We start from the raw sequence: 19,489 nt of genomic DNA, 5'->3' as shown, positions 1-19,489 counted from the left end.
AGCGGGCTCTTACATTGTGTATCTGAGAAGGGACTACCCCCATGAGCATGGGAACCGTGAAGTGGTTTAACGCAACCAAGGGCTTTGGATTCATTCAGCCCGACGATGGCGGCCAGGACGTGTTCGTTCACATCAGCGCCGTTGAACGTGCCGGCCTCGGCACGCTGCGCGAAGGCCAGAAGATCTCCTACGAGATCGTGGCCGATCGCCGGTCCGGCAAGTCGGCTGCCGACAACCTCCGCGACGCAGGCTGACGTCCAGCGCGCGCCCCGCGGGACGCGCGCCCGGATCAGCGCGAAGCGCACCAAAAACGGAAAAGGCCGTGCGGGATGCACGGCCTTTTTTCATGCGAGATCAGCGAGCGCGGCGTCCGGTTTTCAGCACGACGTCGGGACGCCGCCATAGGCAACGCAAGCAACTTGCCGCGGCCGCGTATAGGAGACATCGCTCAGCGTGACGCCCGACTTCAAGACGTATTTGACGGTCGCCGCGTATACGTAACTCGCCTGGCTGAAGATGAGGTAGGTCGACGGAATCAAGAGCGTTGACGGAATCATCGTGGTGACCGTGGTGCCAGGCGCCAGAGACGTAGGCGGAGCCGTCAGCGTGGCCTGCGTCGCACCGCTCGAGATGATGGCCGACTTGCTCCATTGAATCTTGGCGACGCCTGTTGAGTCGATATAGATCTGAGCAATCGTACTGTTCACGAGCGTATCGTCGTAAGGGGTAATGATCGACATGCTCGCTGTGAACGTGTTCTGGAGGTTGGTATCGGTCAACGTCCCCGAGGACTGCGACGTCAGATCGGACAGAGTTCGCGCAATCAATGTCATCTTGCGGTCGATCGCCACCGCAGACGAGAACTCGACGGTGCCGAAGAACATCACGAGCATCAGCGGCACGATCACCGCGAATTCGGTTGCCGCGAGCGCCTTGCTGTCCGCGAGGAACTCGCTTGCAGAGGTTCGGCTAGCCCGCAAGATTTTCACTATCGCCTGCATGGTTCTGCTCAAATCCGATGGTGCTAATAGGGCTCATTCTGGAATGCGGCCGTCGCCACGAGAAGGCGCGTGGTGTTTCTGCTGCTGCACGCCAAATTGTAGCCGAGCCCGGTCACAAAGAGCGGCCACTTGTAGTAGAGCCGCACCACGACGGTTTGCCCGGAGCTCCCTGGATTGTACCCCATGGCGCTGGGATCGAAATTGCAAGCGGTGTAGTTTGCGAGAGTTACCGACGAGAACGAGCTATAGCTCTCGACGTCGACGACGAGACTGTTGCAATCGAACAGCGCCGGTATCTGGCTGCAAACATAGGTCTTGAATGTCGTCTGGGTGCACGGCGTGCTCACGCTGTTCACCGCGCAGGCCGTCACCGATCCGGACTGCGCCTGGCCGGTCAGGACTACACGGGCGGAATTCTGCGTGACCGTCTCGAGCACCTGGCCCGCGAAAAACATCAGCGCTGTCTCGATGATGGCAAACAGCAGCGCAAAGAACATCGGTGCGACCAGCGCGAACTCGACCGCCGCGGAACCGCGGCGATTGCCGCGGAAACGGTACAGCGCAGTCCGGAGCGTGAACCTCGAAGGTGCAGGCGATTGCATCGCGTCATATTCCCCAGCGGCAGCGATCATCTGCCCGATCAGTAGCTCAAACTGATTGTTTAAGAGTTTCAGACAGTCCGCACCGGACGGACCGTGCCGTTAAGAGCAGGTTAACCACGCCGGCCCGCGGACGCAGGGAAGACAGAAATCCTGCCGCCCACGACAGGGCCGCGCGGGACCGGATGGTCCCGCCCGTTGGTTTCCGGCTGATTTTGCTAATCGGTCTTGCTAGTTCGTCTTGCCTGCCGCGCCGCCGCCGCTGGCATTGCTGCTCAGCGAGCCGGCCTGGCTCATCGTGGTATTGAAGTAGTTGTCGCTGTCGCCGAGCGTGACGCGGCGCTGGCAGAGCGGCATGCAGCTGTAGGACTCCCGCTCGACCCCGCGATAGACGGTGACGAGCCGGTCGCTCGGGCCTTCGACCTGGATCTGACGATCAACCAGGATCTCACCGCCACGATCGAGCGCGATGAAGTTGGTGGCGCCGTAGCCCTTCCCGGTCACGACGATCATTCCGCCGGGCTGGAGCGTGACGTCGGCAATCAAGGGATTGCCGACCACGATCGTTGCCACCTTGCCGGGCAGCCGCACGAGCTTGGCCTGGTCGACATTCACGGCGATGGTATCGGCAGTGGGCTCGGCAACGCCGGCAGCCGGCGAAGCTAGCACAGCGACCGCAGCCAGAAGACAGACGCGCGCATGGCGGCGCAGGAACTCTTTACGCATACTCTTACTCCCGGGACGTCACAAACCGGCAGAATCGATTTGGAAGCGGAGCCGGCGCCCGACCCGGCTAACCTGCCCGCAATTCGTGAACGTTCCGCAAATTCGCCGACTATTGTTTGAACGGATTGGCGTTTTGCGGCCCCCCGGGCCGCATGCGGTCCTAGCGGCGGAACGGATAGGCGAGCTGGCCTGCGATCTCCTTGGGCATGGTCGCTTCGTCCTTGCCGTAGTCCTGCGGCAGCTCACCCTTCGGCATGCGGAAGGTACCGAACAGCACGTCCCAGATCGGAAAGGTGCCGGCAAAATTGGTGTCGCCGCCCTCTTCGAGAGAGGTGTGGTGCCAGCGGTGGAACACCGGCGTCGCCAACACATATCGGAACGGCCCGAAGGTCCAGTTCAGGTTGGCGTGGACGAAAGCCGAATGGAAGGTGGTGAACGGTCCGACCCAGATCATGACGTTCGGCGAAATGCCGGCCATCAGCAGCACGACGTCGACGCCGATCGTGCCGAGCATCAGATTGACCGGATGGAATCGGGCCGCGGAAATCCACCCAATCTCCTCCGAGGAGTGATGGATCGCGTGGTACTTCCAGAACTCGCCGCCGTGGAACAGCCGGTGCAGCCAGTACAGCATGAAATCGGCCAGGACCAGAAACAGCACCCCCTGCATCCAGAGCGGCAATTGCGACAGCGGGCCATGGCCGTTGTCATAGAAGGCGATCAGCTCGTCGGCATCGTGAATGTTGAAGACGACGCCGGCGGTGACGATCAGAAGGCCGATCCGCATGGTGCGGGCGAACACCGGCACGAAGAACCAGTAACAGATGTCGGTCACGATCTCCCGCTTGCGCCACCACGGCGCTCCGGGATTACAGGCCCAGAAATGCTCAAGCACCGTGAAGACCACCGCGAGCATGAAAGTGATGGGGATCACCTTCTCGATGGTCTCGCCGAGCATCAGGGCGACTTGCATGGGTAGGCTCGACATCGTCGCCTCGCTTCCAAACTGCTGATCCTGTCTACGCCTACTCCGCGAAATTTAAGGGAGGGTGAAGCTGACGGCGCGTTCGGCACCGGAGCGAATTACCACGGCCGTCTTAAGGCGAAATTCACTCTGGCCAAAAGCATCAAGCCGCGGCCGCGTTTGCACGATCGAATTAACTCTACCGAAAGAGCTCGGCTCACATGCTCGTCGTGTCAACACAGCGCCGAACGAGGCGACCCCACCCCAGATGGAGTTTAGTTCATGACGAACCTGATTTCGCGTTTCGCGAAGGATGAATCCGGCGCCACCGCCATCGAATACGGCCTGATCGCCGCCGGCATCGCGCTGGCCATCATCACCGTCGTCAACAGCCTCGGCACCACGCTGAACGACAAGTTCGGCTCGATCAGCTCCTCGCTGAAGTAAGCGACCGACATTCGACGGCAAAAGCCCCGAACCTCCGGGGCCTTTGTTTTTTTGGACACGGCGAGTTCCAGTGGCGTTGCGCAGATACAGAACCGATGCCGCGGTTGCGGCGAGCGAGGCGGAAACGGCGCGCGCCGACGCCTCGGTCTATTGGGTCTGCCTTGCGCTACTGCTCGCGGTGGTCACGCTCGCGACACGCATCGCCAGCATCTGGTGAGACCGCCGGCTCCGCGTTGCCGGCTCCGAGGCTGCTGCCGCCGTTGTCGGTTTGTTTAGCACTGCCGGCTAGCATGCGACGACGCCCCGATCCGGCGACAGACCCAGGCCTCAAGACGCAGCCCATGACCCTCGATCTCGCGCGCCTTCTGCTCTTCCCGGCCCTGGTGGCGTTCGCCGCGGCCAGCGATCTCTTCACGATGACGATCTCGAACCGCGTGTCGCTGGCGCTGGTTGCAGGCTTCTTCGTGCTCGCCATCGCTGGTGGCATGGCACCCTACGACATGCTGACCCATGTCGGCGCCGGCGCACTTGTTCTGGTCGTCGCGTTCACCTGCTTTGCGATGGGCTGGGTTGGTGGCGGCGATGCGAAGGTCGCGGCTTCCGTGGCGCTCTGGTTCGGTTTCGCGCCATTGATGAACTTCCTGCTCTATGCCTCGCTGTTCGGCGGAGCGCTGACGCTGCTCCTACTCCAGTTCCGGCAATGGCCGTTGCCCTACGGGCTTGCCGGCCAGGCCTGGCTCGCACGGCTGCACGCCAAGGAGAGCGGCGTTCCCTACGGCATCGCGCTCGCGCTGAGCGCGCTGATGGTCTACCCGGAGACCGAATGGGTGAAAGCGATCGACCTCTCTCACCTCGCACTGCGTTGAAAAGCCCCGGATAAACCCGGCGTTAAGCCGATTTAGATACGCCTCATTAACCATGCTTTGACGAATAGCTGGTCAACTGCCGATTACGGCGGCGGCAGCGTCGCGGCGTTCTTGTTGGAAAGTGAAGCGTATGAATAGGGCACGCATTGTCGTCCTGACGGTCGCCATCTGCGCCGGCGGCATCGCCGCGTATCTGGCGAGCGGCTCGAACAATTCTGCGCCGCCTCCGGCTCCGGTCGCGCAGCTTCCCACCGTCGACGTGCTGGTGGCCAAGGCCGACATCGGCCTCGGCCAGACCCTGAAGCCGGAAGACGTGCAATGGCAGACCTGGCCGACTGCGACCGCCAGCGCCACCTTCATCCGCCGCAACGAGCGTCCCGAGGGCGTGACCCAGGTCACCGGCTCGATCGCGCGCGCTCCCTTCATCCAGGGCGAGCCGATCCGCGACCAGAAGCTGGTCAAGGCCGATGGCTCCGGCTTCATGGCCGCGATCCTGCCGACCGGCATGCGCGCCATTTCCACCGAAATCTCGCCGGAGACCGGCGCCGGCGGCTTCATCCTGCCTAACGATCGCGTCGACGTGCTTCTCACGCGCCGCCTCAAGAACCCGGACCAGGGCGCCGGCGCCTCGGATGTCGTCACGTCCGAGATCATCCTGACCAATGTCCGCGTGCTGGCCATCGACCAGGCGCCGAAGGAGAAGGACGGTCAGAACACGGTGGTCGGCAAGACCGTAACCCTCGAGCTCAATCCCGCGCAGACCCAGACGCTGTCCGCCGCCCGCCAGAGCGGTACGCTGTCGCTGGCGCTGCGCAGCATTGTCGACGTCAAGATGAGCGAAATCACGCTCGATGATTCCGCGCAGAAGCGCGACGGCATTTCGATCATTCGCTACGGCATTCAGAGTCAGACGGCGAAGGTACGATGAGGACTGGCGATATGAAATGCAGGGCATATCTGGCGACGAAGCGAACCGCAATGGTCCGCGCCCTGTCGTTTTCGGCCGCTGTCGCGCTGACGCTCAACCCCGCGCTGACCCCCGTGGTCGCCGCGGACTACCGTCCCGTGGCGCCGGTTGCGGCCGACGGCCAGATGAACGCGCGCTTCCTCTCGCTCGGCATCGGCAAGTCGATCGTGATCGACCTGCCGCGCGACATCAAGGACGTGCTGGTCGCCGATCCCAAGATCGCCAATGCGGTGGTGCGCTCGTCCCAGCGCGCCTACATCATCGGCGCCTCGGTCGGCCAGACCAACATCGTGTTCTTCGATTCCGCCGGCCAGCAGATCGCGGCCTATGACATCGCGGTCAAGCGCGATCTCAACGGCGTGCGTGCCGCGCTGAAGCAGATCCTGCCCAATTCGGACATCCAGATCGACGGCCTCGGCGACGGCGTCGTCCTGAGCGGCTCGGCGGCCAACCCGATCGAAGCGCAGCAGGCCAACGATCTCGCCGCGCGCCTCGCCGGCGGCGCCGACAAGGTGGTGAACTCGATCGTGGTCCGCGGCCGCGACCAGGTCATGCTGAAGGTGACGGTGGCCGAAGTCGCGCGCAACATCGTCAAGCAGCTCGGCATCGATCTCACCGCCAACCTCAATTACGGCACCTCGGTGGTGAGCTTCTCCAACTCCAACCCGTTCACGGCGCTTGGCCACAATCTTGTTGATGGCAACAGCCTGACCACGAAGTTCGGCGCGACCCCGTCGGTGCAGGCCACCCTGCGCGCGATGGAGACCGCAGGCGTGATCCGCACGCTGGCCGAGCCGAACCTGACGGCGATCTCGGGTGAATCGGCGACCTTCATCGCCGGCGGTGAATTCCCGGTGCCCGCAGGTTATGCCTGCGATCCCACCACGCATGTCTGTACCACCCAGATCAGCTTCAAGAAGTTCGGCATCTCGCTCAATTTCACGCCCGTGGTGCTGAGCGAAGGCAAGATCAGTCTGCGGGTGATGACCGAAGTGTCGGAACTCTCCAACGACAATGCGATCACGCTGTCGCAGGCCGTCACCTCGACCTCGGTGAACTCGCTGACGGTGCCCTCGATCAGGACCCGCCGCGCGGAGACTTCGCTCGAAATTCCTTCCGGCGGCGCAATGGCAATGGCCGGCCTGATCCAGCAGCAGACCAAGCAGGCGGTCAGCGGATTGCCGGGCCTGATGCAGCTCCCGGTCCTCGGCAGCCTGTTTCGCAGCCGCGACTTCGTCAACAACTCGACCGAGTTGGTCGTGATCGTGACGCCCTATATCGTGCGCGCGGTGGCGCAGAAGGATCTGTCGCGGCCGGATGACGGTTTCTCGGCGCCCGCGGATCCGCAGGCAGAACTGATCGGCAACATCAACCGCATCTACGGCGTGCCCGGCAAAACCGAACCGGCACGCAACTACCGCGGCACTTATGGCTTCATCACCGACTGACGCGGAACGGGACTTCGTAATGATCACAAAACCACCCCAGATTCGCAGACGCGCCGCCGGCTTCGGTGGCCTGCTGGTTGGTATCGCGCTCGCGCTCGGTGGCTGCCAGCATGACGAAGTGGCCACCGCTTCCATACCCGACGACTACAAGCAGCGTCATCCGATCGCGATCGAGGAGCAGAACCGCTCGATCGTCGTCTTCGTCGGCCACGCCCGCGGCGGACTGACGGCCGCCCAGCGCGCCGACGTGATGGGCCTGGCATCGACCTGGCTGCACGAGGGCACCGGCGCCATCCATATCGACGTGCCGTCCGGAACGCCTAATGCACGTCCGGTGGCGGAGTCGATGCGTGAGATCCAGGCGATGCTGGCCGCGGCAGGCGTTCCCGCGCGAGGCGTCATCGCTCGCCCCTACCAGCCGGAAGACAAGCGCTTCCTGCCGCCGATCCGGCTGACCTATTCCAAGATCGCCGCGGTCGCGGGCCCCTGCGGCCTGTGGCCGGACGACATCGGCCCCTCGATGAAGAACAAGAGCTGGTTCGAAAACAAGGACTACTACAATTTCGGCTGCGCCTATCAGCGCAACCTCGCGGCCATGGTCGACAATCCGTCGGACCTTGAGCAGCCGCGACCTGAAACACCGGCCTATACGGCGCGACGCACCGCCGCCTTCGAGAAGTATCGCAAGGGAGTTCCCACGGCGGTGACCTATCCCGAGGCCGAACGGGCCAAACTCAGCGACACCGGCAAATGATCAGCTACGCTCGCCAGACTCAAGAAGAGCAGCCGGAAGCCCCTTCGCCGGTCGAGGAGCATATCGCGCCTGCGCCACGCGTCTCGGTGCAGGCCTTCTGCGAAACCGTGGAGACTGCCGCCGCCGTGCAATCGGCCGGCGAGGACCGCCGTCTCGGCAAGGCCCATCTGAAGATCCAGATGGGCGGCATGGCGGCTGCGATCGAGGCCTATCGGTCGGCGCCCACGCCGAACGTGATCGTGCTCGAGAGTGACGCCCGCAACGATCTGTTGGCCGGGCTAGACCAGCTTGCCACCGTCTGTGACGCCGGCACCCGCGTGGTCGTGATCGGCCGCATCAACGACGTCATGCTCTACCGCGAGCTGGTGCGCCGCGGCGTCAGCGACTACGTGCTCGCCCCCGTTGGCGCGATCGACGTCGTGCGATCGATCTGCAATCTGTTCTCGGCGCCGGAAGCCAAGGCGGTCGGCCGCATCATCGCCGTGGTCGGCGCCAAGGGCGGCGTCGGCGCCTCCACCATTTCCCACAACGTCGCCTGGGCGATTGCGCGGGACCTCGCGATGGACGCGGTGGTTGCCGATCTCGACCTCGCCTTCGGCACCGCCGGGCTCGACTACAACCAGGACCCGCCGCAGGGCATTGCGGACGCCGTGTTCTCGCCCGATCGCGTCGATACCGCCTTCATCGACCGTTTGCTGTCGAAATGCACGGACCACCTCAGCCTGCTGGCGGCGCCGGCGACGCTCGACCGGGTCTATGATTTCGGCAGCGACGCTTTCGATGCGGTGTTCGACACGCTGCGCGCGACGATGCCCTGCATCGTGCTCGACGTCCCCCATCAATGGTCGGGCTGGACCAAGCGCGCCCTGATCGGCGCCGACGACATCCTGATCGTGGCGGCGCCGGATCTCGCCAACCTGCGCAACACCAAGAACCTGTTCGATCTCCTCAAGGCCGCGCGCCCCAACGACCGGCCCCCGCTCTACTGCCTGAACCAGGTCGGCATTCCCAAGCGGCCGGAGATCGCCGCCGCCGAATTCGCCAAGGCGATCGAGAGCCAGCCGGTCGTCTCGATCCCGTTCGAACCGCAGATCTTCGGCTCCGCCGCCAACAACGGCCAGATGATCGCGGAGATCTCCGCCAACCACAAGTCGATTGAGATGTTCCTCCAGATCGCCCAGCGGCTGACCGGCCGCAGCGAGACGAAGAAACAAAAGTCGTCCTTGCTTTCACCGCTGATTGACAAGTTGCGGGGAAAATAGGCCGCCGCATGGAGTTGTTAAGTGTTCGGTAAGCGTAGCGGAACAGACACCGACCCTCGGGCTCCCAAGCCCGGCGCCGTGTCGCCAGAGCCAACCCCGGCTCCGGCGCCGACAGTGTCGCGCGCGCCGCCCCCGCCGGCCGTCGCCTCGCCGCCGCTCGCCCCCGCCCGGCCGGCGCCGACCATGGAGAGTCGCCGCTCGGACAATTATTACGAGGTCAAGGCGACCATCTTCGGCGCGTTGATCGAGGCCATCGACCTCGCCCAGCTTGCCAAGCTCGATTCCGAGTCTGCGCGCGAGGAAATCCGCGACATCGTCAACGAGATCATCGCGATCAAGAACATCGTGATGTCGATCGCCGAGCAGGAAGAGCTGCTCGACGACATCTGCAACGACGTGCTCGGCTACGGCCCGCTCGAGCCGCTGCTCGCGCGCGACGACATCGCCGACATCATGGTGAACGGGGCCGGCACCGTCTTCATTGAAGTCAGCGGCAAGATCCAGCGAACCGGGATCCGCTTCCGCGACAACCAGCAGCTCCTCAACATCTGCCAGCGCATCGTCAGCCAGGTCGGCCGACGCGTCGATGAATCCTCGCCGATCTGCGACGCGCGCCTCGCCGACGGCTCCCGCGTCAACGCCATCGTGCCGCCGCTCGCGATCGACGGCCCGGCGCTCACCATCCGCAAATTCAAAAAGGACAAGCTGACGCTGGATCAGCTGGTCAAGTTCGGCGCAATCTCGCCGGAGGGCGCGGAAATCCTCCAGATTATCGGCCGGGTCCGCTGCAACGTGCTGATCTCCGGCGGTACCGGTTCGGGCAAGACCACGCTGCTCAACTGTCTGACCAATTACATCGAGCACGACGAGCGCGTCATCACCTGCGAGGACGCAGCCGAACTCCAGCTCCAGCAGCCCCACGTGGTGCGGCTCGAAACCCGCCCGCCCAACATCGAAGGCGAAGGCCAGGTCACCATGCGCGAGCTGGTGCGCAACTGCCTGCGTATGCGTCCCGAGCGCATCATCGTCGGCGAAGTCCGCGGCCCCGAGGCTTTCGACCTGCTCCAGGCCATGAACACCGGCCACGACGGCTCGATGGGAACGCTGCACGCCAACAATCCCCGCGAAGCCTTGTCGCGCTGCGAATCGATGATCACCATGGGTGGTTTTTCGCTGCCCTCGCGCACCATTCGCGAGATGATCTGCGCCTCGATCGACGTCATCGTCCAGGCCGCGCGTCTGCGCGACGGCTCGCGCCGCATCACCCACATCACCGAGGTGATGGGCATGGAAGGCGACACCATTATCACCCAGGACATCTTCCTCTACGACCTGGTCGGCGAGGACGCCAACGGCAAGATCATCGGCAAGCACCGCTCGACCGGCATCGGACGCCCGAAATTCTGGGAACGCGCCCGCTATTACGGCGAAGAGAAACGCCTTGCCGCGGCGCTCGACGCCGCGGAAGTGGCACCGAATACGTGAGCAGGTCAGCGCAGCCATGAACATGCAGGTCCTCGCCCTCGCCTTCCTCGCCACCGCCGCCGTCGGCGGCATGGCCTGGGTTTTCCTCTATCCGTTGCTGTCCGGCGAACGAAAGGCCGAGAATCGCCGCGCGTCGGTCGCGCGCGCCGAAGCGCCTACGGCCCGCCAAGCCGAGAAGACCCAGCGCTCGCGCCGCGAGCAGGTCGAGACCACCCTCAAGGATCTCGAGGCGAGGCGAGCGCAGGAGAAGAGCGTTCCGCTCCACATCCGCCTGTCGCAGGCGGGGCTCGACTGGACGCCGCAGAAGTTCTGGATCGCGTCCGCGGTCGTGGCGGGCGTGTTCTTCTTCGGCGCCCTGTTCGGCGGCGGCGGCCTGCTCGGCGCCGCCGGTCTCGCCTTTGCCGGCGGCTTCGGGCTGCCGCGCTGGGCGCTGGGTTTCCTGAAGACACGCCGCGAGAACAAGTTCCTGGCAGCGCTGCCCGACGCCGTCGACGTGATCGTCCGCGGCATCAAGGCCGGACTGCCGCTGTTCGAGTCGATCAAGGTCGTCGCCGCTGACGCGCCGGAGCCGCTGCGCAGCGAGTTCCTGTCCATCATCGAGACTCAGGCGATCGGCATGCCGCTCGGCGAGGCCTGCGCGCGGCTCTACGATCGAATGCCGCTGCCGGAGGCCAATTTCTTCGGCATCGTGGTGTCGATCCAGCAGAAGTCGGGTGGCAACCTTTCTGAAGCGCTGGGCAACCTCTCCAAGGTGCTGCGCGACCGCAAGAAGATGAAGGAAAAGATCCAGGCGATGTCGATGGAGGCCAAGGCCTCGGCCGGCATCATCGGCTCGCTGCCGCCGATCGTGATGTTCCTCGTCTATCTCACCACGCCCGGCTACATCTCGATGCTGTGGACCCACCCTACCGGCCAGCTCATGCTGGTCGGCTGCGTCGTCTGGATGTCGGTCGGCATCATGGTGATGAAGAAGATGATCAACTTCGATTTCTGATGGTGCCGTATGGTCGATCTCCTTGTCACGAAGCTGCACGACGTCCACTTCATGACCATGCTGCTGGCGGCCATCGCCGCCAGCGCCACGGTGTATACGCTGGTGATGCCGCTGTTCGCCGGCGAAGGCCTCTCCAAGCGCATGAAGGCGGTGGCAAGCGAGCGTGAGCGTATCCGGCAGCGCGAGCGCGAACGCCTCAACAAGAATGAGAAGGTCTCGCTGCGCCAAACGCCGAAGCAGCTCGTCTCGAGGGTCGTCGAGGACTTCAACCTCACCAAGTGGCTGGCGCAGGAAGCCGCGCGCGACAAGCTCATCATGGCGGGCTATCGCGGCCATGCGCCCTACGTCACGTTCCTGTTCGCCCGGATGGTGGCCCCGCTCGTGCTGTTCGTCGGCTCGGTCGTCTACGTGTTCCTGATCGCGCATATGGAGAAGTCGATGCCGATCAAGATCGGCATGTGCGTCGGCGCCGCCTATGCCGGCCTCCAGGCGCCGATGCTGTTCCTCAAGAACAGAATCTCCAAGCGCCAGCTTTCGATCAAGCGCGCCTTTCCCGACGCGCTCGATCTGCTGCTGATCTGCATCGAATCCGGCATGTCGGTGGAAATGGCATTCCGGAAAGTGGCCACCGAGATCGTAGGTCAGTCGATCGCGCTGTCGGAGGAGTTCACCCTGACCACCGCCGAGCTGTCCTATTTGCAGGACCGCAAGGTGGCCTATGAGAACCTGGCGCGGCGCACCGGGCTCGAAGGCGTCAAATCTGTGTGCCTCGCGCTTCAGCAGGCGGAGCGCTACGGAACCCCGCTCGGCCAGTCCTTGCGCGTCATGGCGCAGGAAAACCGAGACATGCGCATGAACGAGGCCGAGAAGAAGGCCGCCGCGCTGCCGCCGAAGCTGACGGTGCCGATGATCCTGTTCTTCTTGCCGGTGCTGTTCGTTGTCATTCTCGGACCGACCGGTATCAAGATCTCGGAGCTGCATTGATGCAAGGCGGGCCGCATGCGGTCCGCCGGCGGCGTCACGATTGGACGATCAGTTCTGATCAATCGGGCTGGCTGAGCGAAGCGACCGGTGTCCGCTTCGGCGCACCGCGCGGGGCGTCGTTGCGGCTCAGCATTTCCTTCAGATAGGCGACATTGGCTGCAGCCTGGTCCGGCGGCAGGTCCGCTTTCACGATGGTCTCGGCTTCGCCAAAGCGGCCCTGGAGGCCGACCACCAGGCCGAGATTCTGCCGCACCCGGGCGCTCGCGCGTGGCGAGGCATAGGCCTGCCGCAGCGCCTCTTCCGCTTTGGGCAGGTCCCTCGACAGCATATAGGACAGGCCGAGATTGGAGAGCACGCCGGGATCGCCCGGTGCGATCTTCAGCGCGCTCGCATAATAGGAACGCGCCTCGTCGTGACGGCCCATCTGATCGAGCGCGGTGCCCTGCACCGAGAGCAGGCGCCAGTCCGGATTGTCGGGCGAATGCGCCTTGGACAGCACGTCGAAAGCCTGCTGGAAATTACCGTTGTCGGCGAGCGCGCGGCCGTACTGGGCAAGCAGCGGCTTGTTGCCAGGGTTGGCGATGGTCGCCTGCTCGAGCACGGCGACGGCCTGGGCGCGCTGTCCGTTGGCGCGCAAGGCTTGGCCAAAGACCAGTGCCGCGTCGGCGTCCTTCGGATTGGCGCGGTAGCGCTCGCCATAAACCTCGATGGCGCGCGCGGGATCGGTCGGGGCGGCCTCCGTCTTCGGCCCAATCGAGCCGGTGACATCCGAGAGCTTTGACATTGCCGTGCAGCCGCCGAGGTTCACGGCCACCACCGCAACCAGCGAGGCAGACGCAAGCAGCCGGGCAGGACTGAACCGTTGAAGCATGACGCTTTGACTCTCGAGCCGATTGATCGAGCAGAACGCGCCAGCAATAGACTGTTAACCCTAATGGGCGGTTAACGCGGCAGTCCCACTGCCTTATGGCGGCGTTTCCGGTGGCATCTCGCCGCCGAGGCCCAGATCGAGGCCGAGCGCACACGCTTGCTGGTGCAAGTCCCGCAGCAATTGCAGCCTCTGTCGCACCTGCTCCTGAACATCGACACCCTCGCGCGGCAGCCTCGGCCATCGGCGCAGAAGGTCGCGATTGATCAGGCGGTTGGCCCGGAGCTCGTCGAGCTGAATGCAATCGATGCCGAGCACATCGGCGGATTGCCCGATCAGTTGACGCAGCAGCGCGGTCACTGCCGCCCGCGCGTCGACCTCAGCACCGGGCCCCGACCGCGCGAACTTGCCGTCGAGATCCGCCCAGGCATGGGAGGTGACGAGATAGGTGTAGAGAGTATCCGCCCAGCTCTGCCCACCGTCATCGTAGAAAGCACGACGCCACAGCAGCCGGCGGCCCAACGCCAAAAACTGCTCCCGCTTCAGCGAGGCGCATGAGGCGATCTCGATCACCGACTGGAAGGCGGGATCGCGGGAAAAATCCCGTCCCGCCGGAAGCCTGATGAGGCCGCCGGGCAGGTTCGAGTCGAGCGGCCTGAAGCCGCCATCGTTGCGCGGCCGCGAATAGCGGGCGATCGCGAACCGGTATTCGGGCCGCTCGGTCTCAGACATTGGGCCGAAATGGATGATGTTGAAGCCGGCATCGTCGCCGGCCTGCCCGGTCGAGGACGGACAGGAGAGCACATAGATCGTGCGCCAGAAATCCTCGTTCCCGCCGCTCCGGGTCGCACGCGGATCAGGGATCGAATAGCGGGTGAGGCCCTCGACATGCCGGTGCCCGTGCAGGACCAGATTGACGTTGAGTGAGGTGGCCGCTTCGAGAAAGGTCGCGGGCGCCGCGAGATACATCAGCGGTTCGTCCGAGGCACCAAGAAACCGCTTACCCTCGCCGGTCGCCTGCGGCAGCGGATGATGATGCATCGCCAGCACCCGCACCAGATTTTCGGCTGGCTCGGCATAATCGGCGCGTCCGGCCGAGCCAATGCTGCCCGCGAGCTCGATGCTCAGCCGGGCGGAATGCGCGACCAGTGCGTTGTAGGCCCCCTCATCGATATTGCCGTTGGCAAGCGTCGTCAGGCTTGCGCTGTTGGAGTCGAGCAGCACCAGGTCGAGACCGGCCTGGCGGTAATAGACGCTCTTCGAAGTCCGCGGCAGATGCAGATAGTCGTAGGCGTCGTGCCGGCCGCCGCGCTGGCTCGGACGCTTGACGTCGTGATTGCCAGCTACCGCCTGGATGTCGGTGAACAGACCGGTCTGCCGGAAGGACGCGATGACCGCGAGCGCTTCGTCGAGCGCACGCGGCGTCGGGTCGTTCACAAGATCGCCTGTGATCAGCAGGATGCGATCGGAAACGTCCGCGAAGCCCGCCATCTTCTCGCGAATCGCGCCGGCGAGGGCCTCGATCGTCGCAAGTAGTCGTCCTGACCCGTCCAGATGCAGGTCGGATATCTGCGCAATGACGAACGATCGATCCATTTTGCGCCGCTCATTGCGAGTGCCGCGTCGCCCAAACGATTGAGAGAAATGCCTTCGGCGAAGAAGTTCGGTATCAACCGGAATGCCGCAGCGGTCTTGCGCTCGATACGTGCAGGGCACGCACGGAACAATCTAAAATACTCAGCAATAATGCCACAACCGTAGCGCTAGTAAAGCCCTGAGGCAGCGCTCTCGTGAACGGCAGTTCTCACCTCAGATACGAGGCAGCCCGCACGTGGTTTCGCGGGCCCAATCAATATTCGATGGCCAGACGCTTGCGGATTTCGTCCACGCGCTTGTCGAGCGCATCGAACCGCGCGTGGACCGAACGGTCATGGAGATAGAAGACGTAGCCGCCGGCGAGGAACGCGAAGACCCAGTGGTGATGCTCGACATAGCCAAAAACCGCCTCGATGGCCTGGCCAATGAATGTGACCACGCTCCACACAAATTCCATTGCATATCCTCCCGGCACGCTTCGTCTTCGGTCACCGGCGTTCTCTGCGCACCTGGCAACCGCCGCCGGAACCTAGCATGGCTCCTTCTCTGCGAGTAGCGGCTCGCTGAACGGTGACAGCAATGCCGATTGCAGGCGCAGCAAAACTCTGCGAAGTCTCGTCCGGCCGAATGACCTGTTGATCTGACGATCCGGACCCGCCAATGCCTCCTGTCTTCGAGACGTCCGCCGCCGCCACCCCGATCACTTTCGTCACCAAGTCGGACTGGGATGCGGTGCGCGAGACGCTGCCGCCGGCGCAACGCCAGTTCGCCGTCGCCAACGGCTTTGCCGGCAAGCCGGGTGGCTATCTCGCGCTGCCGGCGCCCGACGGCGCGATCGCGCAAATCCTGTTCGGTCTCGAGGACGACGGTGCCAGGTCGCGCGACCTGTTCCGGCCCGGCGCCCTGCCCGGCCTGTTGCCGCCGGGCACCTATCGCTTTGCCAATGCACCGCACGATGCACGACTGGCGGCGCTCGCCTTCGCGCTCGGCAGCTACCGTTTCGCGCGCTACCGCAAGGCCGACCGGCCCGACGTCCGGCTGGTGCCGCCGGACGGCGTCAACGCGGCCGAGATCGGCCGTATGGCGGACGCCGCCATGCTGGCGCGCGACCTCATCAACACGCCGGCCAACGACATGGGCCCGGAGGAGCTGGCCGCGGCCGCGCAAGGACTGGCCGCCGAATTTGGCGCAAGCTTCACTTGCATCGTCGGCGAGGATTTGAAGGCGCAGAATTTTCCGCTGATCCATGCGGTCGGCATGGCCTCGGACCGCGCGCCACGGCTGATCGACATTGTCTGGGGCGATCCCGGCCATCCCAAGGTGACGCTGGTCGGCAAGGGCGTCTGCTTCGACACTGGCGGGCTCGACCTGAAGCCGTCGAGCGGCATGCTGATCATGAAGAAGGATATGGGCGGCGCCGCCAATGTGCTGGCGCTCGCGCGCATGGTGATGGATGCGAAGCTGAAGGTCCGGCTGCGCGTGCTGATTCCAGCCGTCGAGAATGCGGTCTCCGGCAACGCCTTCCGCCCGCTTGACATCTTCACCTCGCGCAAGGGGATCACGGTCGAGATCGGCAACACCGACGCGGAAGGACGCCTGGTGCTCGCCGACGCGCTGGCGCTCGCCGACGAGGAAAAGCCGGACCTGCTGATCGACCTGGGCACCCTGACCGGCGCCGCGCGCGTCGCGCTGGGGCCGGATTTACCGCCCTTTTACACCAATGATGAGACGCTGGCCGCCGACGTCGCGCGTTGCGCGGCGAGGGAGAACGATCCGTTGTGGCGCATGCCGCTGTGGCCGGCTTACGATGCGTGGCTGGACTCCAAGACGGCCACCATCACCAATGCGCCCTCTGGCGGGTTTGCGGGATCGATCACTTGCGCGCTGTTTTTGCAACGCTTCGTCGAGCAGGCCAAGAGCTGGCTGCATGTCGACATCTATGGCTGGACGCCGTCGGCAAAGCCGGCACGCCCCGAAGGCGGCGAATGCCAGGCCGCGCGCGCCATCTACACATTGCTGAGCGAGCGCTATGCATGATCTAAGAAACGATCCAAGGCTGACACCGGCGCGGGGCGACCTCGCCGCGAAATATCTCGAAGGCAAGGTTGAGGCGGATCACTTCGTCACCGGCGAGGAGTTCGAGGTGGTCGAAGCGATCGCGGCAGTGCGCGAGCAGCCTACCTCGAATGCGATGCTGATGACCGAAGCGCTGCGCGGCGAGCGCGTCACGGTCTACGACCGCAACGGCGAAGGCTGGGCCTGGGGTCAGCTTGGCGGCGACGGCTATGTCGGCTGGCTTCCTGACGCAGCACTCGTCAAGCCGACGGCAGCGCCAACGCACAAGGTGAGCGCGCTGCGAACCTTTGCCTTCCCAGGTCCCTCGATCAAGTTGCCACCGGCCGAGACGCTCGTGCTGGGATCGAAGCTCGCGGTGGCGCACGAGGACGGCAGTTTTGCGGTGACGCGCGACGGACAATATCTGCCGATGGCGCATCTCGCGCCGCTCGATCATCGTGAGCCGGATTTCGTCACAGTCGCGGAGCGTTTCGTCGGCACGCCCTATCTTTGGGGCGGCAAGAGCAGCCTCGGCGTCGATTGCTCGGGCCTGGTGCAGGTCTCGCTGACCGCCGCGGGCATCGGCTGTCCGCGCGACAGCGACATGCAGCAGACAGGTCTCGGCCGCGCGCTGGAGCCGCATAGGAGAAGCAAGCTGCAGCGTGGCGACCTGATCTTCTGGAAGGGCCATGTCGCCATCGTCCGCGACGGCAGCACCATGGTTCATGCCAATGCGCATCACATGGCGACGGTCATCGAAGCCATCGAGCCCGCGATTGCCCGGATCAAGCAGGCCGGCAGCGACGTCGTTGCGATCAAGCGGCTCTGACGGTCGCTACGTCGCCACCGAACCGTCGCCTGCCGTCTCCAACCGGAACGCCGCCGCAAACAGCGCGCGCGTGTAATCCGTCTTCGGAGTCTTGAAGAGCTCGGCCGCCTGGCCTTCCTCGACCACCTTGCCGCCGCGCATCACGATGAGGTGGCTGGCGAGCGAGGCGACGACGCGCAGATCGTGCGAGATGAACATGTAGGTGAGGTCGCGCCTGCGCTGCAATTCACGCAGCAGGTCGACCATCTGCGCCTGAATGAGCATGTCGAGCGCGCTGGTCGGCTCGTCCAGCACGACGAAATCCGGCTCCAGCACCATTGCGCGCGCAATGCTGATGCGCTGGCGCTGGCCGCCGGAGAATTCATGCGGATAGCGGTAGCGGGTGTCCGGCTTCAGGCCGACATCCTCGAGCGCCTTGACGACGCGCGCTTCGCGCTCCTCGCGCGGCAGTTTTGGCTGATGCACGGAGAGGCCTTCGCCGACGATATCGGCGACCGACATGCGCGGGCTGAGCGAGCCGAACGGATCCTGGAACACGATCTGCATATCGCGCCGATAGGGCCGCATCTCCTTGAAGCGCAGGCCCTGGATATCTTTGCCCAGGAACACGATCCGGCCGTTCGAGGAGATCAGCCGCATCAGCGCCAGCCCCAGCGTGGTCTTGCCGGAGCCGGACTCGCCGACGACGCCGAGCGTCTCGCCCTTGCGCACGGCAATGCTGACGCCGTCGACCGCCTTGATGTGGCCGACCGTCTTGCGCATCAGCCCGCGCTTGATCGGAAACCACACCTTGAGATCATTGGCCGACATCACGACCGGCGCGCCGGGCTGTGGCGGCGCCGGATCGGGCTTCGGCTCGGCCGCAAGCAGGTCGCGCGTGTAGGGATGTTTCGGGCTCTTGAAGACCTGCTCGACCGGTCCCTGCTCGACGATCTTGCCGCCGTTCATGACGCAGACATGGTCGGCGATGCGGCGCACGATGCCGAGGTCATGGGTGATAAAGAGCAGGCTCATGCCGAGCCGGGCACGGATCTCGGCGAGCAGCGCCAGGATCTGCGCCTGCACAGTGACGTCGAGCGCCGTGGTCGGCTCGTCCGCAATCAACAAATCAGGCTCGTTGGCGAGCGCCATCGCGATCATCACGCGCTGGCGCTGGCCGCCCGAGAGCTGATGCGGATAGCTCTTCAACCGCGTTTCCGGCTCGGGGATGCCGACCTGGGTCAGCAGCTCCAGCGTCCGCTCGCGCGCCCGCGCATTGCTGGTCGGATTGTGCAGCTGGATGATCTCGCCGATCTGCGCCTCGATCGTGTGCAGCGGATTGAGCGAGGTCATCGGCTCCTGGAAGATGATCGAGATGTCGCTGCCGCGAACCTCGCGCATCTGCTGCTCGGACCGATCGATCAGCTCCTGTCCCTTGAAGCGGATGCTGCCCGAGGGATGCGAGGCGTTCGGATAAGGCAGCAGCTTGAGGATCGAGAGCGCGCTGACCGACTTTCCGGATCCGGATTCGCCGACCAGCGCCACGCACTCGCCGCGCTTGATCTGGAACGAAACGTTGTCGACCGCAAGCGTCGAAGCGCCGCCCTGGTGGAAAGCCACCGAGAGGTCGCGCACGGCAAGCAGGGGCTGGTTGATCGCGTCCAT

Annotated in this window: 21 protein-coding genes; 13 read left to right on the top strand and 8 right to left on the bottom strand. The window is 64.4% G+C overall.

Annotated elements, in window-relative coordinates:
- The first annotated feature begins 41 nt into the window (after positions 1-41).
- Entirely contained in the window at positions 42-254 is a 213-nt protein-coding gene (locus tag ABIB73_RS25395) for a cold-shock protein (protein ID WP_194404462.1), read from the top strand.
- 123 nt (positions 255-377) lie between these two features.
- On the opposite strand, the gene ABIB73_RS25390 is transcribed toward ABIB73_RS25395, so the two are convergent.
- The 4 genes from ABIB73_RS25390 to ABIB73_RS25375 all read right to left on the bottom strand — a co-directional run bounded on the left by ABIB73_RS25390 (position 378) and on the right by ABIB73_RS25375 (position 3,314).
- A complete protein-coding gene (locus tag ABIB73_RS25390; RefSeq protein ID WP_502918459.1) occupies positions 378-1,001 on the bottom strand; it encodes a TadE/TadG family type IV pilus assembly protein in 624 nt (207 codons plus the stop codon).
- A gap of 23 nt (positions 1,002-1,024) precedes the next feature.
- The gene (locus tag ABIB73_RS25385; protein WP_354228476.1) at positions 1,025-1,603 is read right to left on the bottom strand and encodes a TadE/TadG family type IV pilus assembly protein; all 579 of its coding nucleotides are present in this window, start codon (positions 1,601-1,603) and stop codon (positions 1,025-1,027) included.
- Between the two features lie 228 nt (positions 1,604-1,831).
- Positions 1,832-2,326: a pilus assembly protein N-terminal domain-containing protein gene (locus ABIB73_RS25380; RefSeq protein WP_354228475.1), complete on the bottom strand. Its 495-nt coding sequence runs from the start codon at positions 2,324-2,326 to the stop codon at positions 1,832-1,834.
- Between the two features lie 160 nt (positions 2,327-2,486).
- Positions 2,487-3,314, bottom strand: coding sequence for a sterol desaturase family protein (locus ABIB73_RS25375; protein ID WP_354228473.1), 828 nt, complete (start codon positions 3,312-3,314; stop codon positions 2,487-2,489).
- Positions 3,315-3,572: 258 nt separating this feature from the next.
- Between ABIB73_RS25375 and ABIB73_RS25370 the strand changes: the two genes are divergently transcribed.
- From ABIB73_RS25370 to ABIB73_RS25325, 10 genes are all read left to right on the top strand, one after another.
- A complete protein-coding gene (locus tag ABIB73_RS25370) occupies positions 3,573-3,737 on the top strand; it encodes a Flp family type IVb pilin (RefSeq protein WP_354228471.1) in 165 nt (54 codons plus the stop codon).
- Positions 3,738-3,813: 76 nt separating this feature from the next.
- On the top strand, positions 3,814-3,954 hold the full coding sequence (locus ABIB73_RS25365; RefSeq protein WP_354228638.1) for a hypothetical protein: 141 nt from the start codon (positions 3,814-3,816) through the stop codon (positions 3,952-3,954).
- Between the two features lie 124 nt (positions 3,955-4,078).
- Positions 4,079-4,603, top strand: coding sequence for an A24 family peptidase (locus tag ABIB73_RS25360; protein ID WP_354228470.1), 525 nt, complete (start codon positions 4,079-4,081; stop codon positions 4,601-4,603).
- Positions 4,604-4,733: 130 nt separating this feature from the next.
- Positions 4,734-5,531 (top strand): Flp pilus assembly protein CpaB, encoded by a 798-nt coding sequence (gene cpaB, locus ABIB73_RS25355; protein WP_354228469.1) that lies wholly within the window; start codon positions 4,734-4,736, stop codon positions 5,529-5,531.
- An 11-nt stretch (positions 5,532-5,542) separates the two neighbouring features.
- On the top strand, positions 5,543-7,018 hold the full coding sequence (locus ABIB73_RS25350) for a type II and III secretion system protein family protein (RefSeq protein ID WP_354228467.1): 1,476 nt from the start codon (positions 5,543-5,545) through the stop codon (positions 7,016-7,018).
- A 19-nt stretch (positions 7,019-7,037) separates the two neighbouring features.
- On the top strand, positions 7,038-7,772 hold the full coding sequence (locus ABIB73_RS25345) for a CpaD family pilus assembly protein (protein ID WP_354228465.1): 735 nt from the start codon (positions 7,038-7,040) through the stop codon (positions 7,770-7,772).
- Positions 7,769-9,034, top strand: a complete 1,266-nt coding sequence (locus ABIB73_RS25340; protein WP_354228463.1) for a CpaE/TadZ family protein — start codon at positions 7,769-7,771, stop codon at positions 9,032-9,034. The genes ABIB73_RS25345 and ABIB73_RS25340 overlap by 4 nt, the downstream gene beginning before the upstream one ends.
- 21 nt (positions 9,035-9,055) lie before the next feature.
- Positions 9,056-10,519, top strand: a complete 1,464-nt coding sequence (locus ABIB73_RS25335) for a TadA family conjugal transfer-associated ATPase (RefSeq protein WP_354228461.1) — start codon at positions 9,056-9,058, stop codon at positions 10,517-10,519.
- Positions 10,520-10,535: 16 nt separating this feature from the next.
- The gene (locus tag ABIB73_RS25330) at positions 10,536-11,513 is read left to right on the top strand and encodes a type II secretion system F family protein (RefSeq protein ID WP_354228459.1); all 978 of its coding nucleotides are present in this window, start codon (positions 10,536-10,538) and stop codon (positions 11,511-11,513) included.
- A 9-nt stretch (positions 11,514-11,522) separates the two neighbouring features.
- Positions 11,523-12,497, top strand: a complete 975-nt coding sequence (locus ABIB73_RS25325) for a type II secretion system F family protein (protein ID WP_354228457.1) — start codon at positions 11,523-11,525, stop codon at positions 12,495-12,497.
- Between the two features lie 58 nt (positions 12,498-12,555).
- Here ABIB73_RS25325 and ABIB73_RS25320 read toward each other — a convergent pair whose 3' ends face one another.
- From ABIB73_RS25320 to ABIB73_RS25310, 3 genes are all read right to left on the bottom strand, one after another.
- On the bottom strand, positions 12,556-13,368 hold the full coding sequence (locus ABIB73_RS25320) for a tetratricopeptide repeat protein (protein ID WP_354228455.1): 813 nt from the start codon (positions 13,366-13,368) through the stop codon (positions 12,556-12,558).
- 93 nt (positions 13,369-13,461) lie between these two features.
- Positions 13,462-14,961 carry a metallophosphoesterase family protein gene (locus tag ABIB73_RS25315; RefSeq protein WP_354228453.1) on the bottom strand — a complete coding sequence of 500 codons (1,500 nt, stop codon included), beginning with the start codon at positions 14,959-14,961 and terminating at the stop codon, positions 13,462-13,464.
- A gap of 253 nt (positions 14,962-15,214) precedes the next feature.
- Positions 15,215-15,418 (bottom strand): hypothetical protein, encoded by a 204-nt coding sequence (locus ABIB73_RS25310; RefSeq protein ID WP_354228451.1) that lies wholly within the window; start codon positions 15,416-15,418, stop codon positions 15,215-15,217.
- A 203-nt stretch (positions 15,419-15,621) separates the two neighbouring features.
- Here ABIB73_RS25310 and ABIB73_RS25305 point away from each other — a divergent pair, with 203 nt between their 5' ends.
- Complete coding sequence (locus ABIB73_RS25305; RefSeq protein WP_354228449.1) at positions 15,622-16,998, top strand: leucyl aminopeptidase family protein; 1,377 nt, start codon at positions 15,622-15,624, stop codon at positions 16,996-16,998.
- Positions 16,991-17,845 carry a C40 family peptidase gene (locus ABIB73_RS25300; protein ID WP_354228448.1) on the top strand — a complete coding sequence of 285 codons (855 nt, stop codon included), beginning with the start codon at positions 16,991-16,993 and terminating at the stop codon, positions 17,843-17,845. Before ABIB73_RS25305 ends, ABIB73_RS25300 begins: the two co-directional genes overlap by 8 nt.
- Positions 17,846-17,851: 6 nt before the next feature.
- Here ABIB73_RS25300 and ABIB73_RS25295 read toward each other — a convergent pair whose 3' ends face one another.
- Positions 17,852-19,489: an ABC transporter ATP-binding protein gene (locus ABIB73_RS25295; protein ID WP_354228446.1), complete on the bottom strand. Its 1,638-nt coding sequence runs from the start codon at positions 19,487-19,489 to the stop codon at positions 17,852-17,854.

Source organism: Bradyrhizobium sp. F1.4.3 (genome assembly GCF_040548375.1).
Lineage (GTDB): Bacteria > Pseudomonadota > Alphaproteobacteria > Rhizobiales > Xanthobacteraceae > Bradyrhizobium.
The sequence above is the reverse complement of the archived record's forward strand: the minus strand, read 5'-3'. Positions and strand labels throughout refer to the sequence as shown.

Bases quoted from the DNA above. Each gene is read 5' to 3' on its own strand.
- ABIB73_RS25395 (WP_194404462.1), top strand. From the start codon at position 42: ATGAGCATGGGAACCGTGAAGTGGTTTAACGCAACCAAGGGCTTTGGA.
- ABIB73_RS25390 (WP_502918459.1), bottom strand. From the start codon at position 1,001: ATGCAGGCGATAGTGAAAATCTTGCGGGCTAGCCGAACCTCTGCAAGC.
- ABIB73_RS25385 (WP_354228476.1), bottom strand. From the start codon at position 1,603: ATGCAATCGCCTGCACCTTCGAGGTTCACGCTCCGGACTGCGCTGTAC.
- ABIB73_RS25380 (WP_354228475.1), bottom strand. From the start codon at position 2,326: ATGCGTAAAGAGTTCCTGCGCCGCCATGCGCGCGTCTGTCTTCTGGCT.
- ABIB73_RS25375 (WP_354228473.1), bottom strand. From the start codon at position 3,314: ATGTCGAGCCTACCCATGCAAGTCGCCCTGATGCTCGGCGAGACCATC.
- ABIB73_RS25370 (WP_354228471.1), top strand. From the start codon at position 3,573: ATGACGAACCTGATTTCGCGTTTCGCGAAGGATGAATCCGGCGCCACC.
- ABIB73_RS25360 (WP_354228470.1), top strand. From the start codon at position 4,079: ATGACCCTCGATCTCGCGCGCCTTCTGCTCTTCCCGGCCCTGGTGGCG.
- cpaB (WP_354228469.1), top strand. From the start codon at position 4,734: ATGAATAGGGCACGCATTGTCGTCCTGACGGTCGCCATCTGCGCCGGC.
- ABIB73_RS25350 (WP_354228467.1), top strand. From the start codon at position 5,543: ATGAAATGCAGGGCATATCTGGCGACGAAGCGAACCGCAATGGTCCGC.
- ABIB73_RS25345 (WP_354228465.1), top strand. From the start codon at position 7,038: ATGATCACAAAACCACCCCAGATTCGCAGACGCGCCGCCGGCTTCGGT.
- ABIB73_RS25340 (WP_354228463.1), top strand. From the start codon at position 7,769: ATGATCAGCTACGCTCGCCAGACTCAAGAAGAGCAGCCGGAAGCCCCT.
- ABIB73_RS25330 (WP_354228459.1), top strand. From the start codon at position 10,536: ATGAACATGCAGGTCCTCGCCCTCGCCTTCCTCGCCACCGCCGCCGTC.
- ABIB73_RS25325 (WP_354228457.1), top strand. From the start codon at position 11,523: ATGGTCGATCTCCTTGTCACGAAGCTGCACGACGTCCACTTCATGACC.
- ABIB73_RS25320 (WP_354228455.1), bottom strand. From the start codon at position 13,368: ATGCTTCAACGGTTCAGTCCTGCCCGGCTGCTTGCGTCTGCCTCGCTG.
- ABIB73_RS25315 (WP_354228453.1), bottom strand. From the start codon at position 14,961: ATGGATCGATCGTTCGTCATTGCGCAGATATCCGACCTGCATCTGGAC.
- ABIB73_RS25310 (WP_354228451.1), bottom strand. From the start codon at position 15,418: ATGGAATTTGTGTGGAGCGTGGTCACATTCATTGGCCAGGCCATCGAG.
- ABIB73_RS25305 (WP_354228449.1), top strand. From the start codon at position 15,622: ATGCCTCCTGTCTTCGAGACGTCCGCCGCCGCCACCCCGATCACTTTC.
- ABIB73_RS25300 (WP_354228448.1), top strand. From the start codon at position 16,991: ATGCATGATCTAAGAAACGATCCAAGGCTGACACCGGCGCGGGGCGAC.
- ABIB73_RS25295 (WP_354228446.1), bottom strand. From the start codon at position 19,489: ATGGACGCGATCAACCAGCCCCTGCTTGCCGTGCGCGACCTCTCGGTG.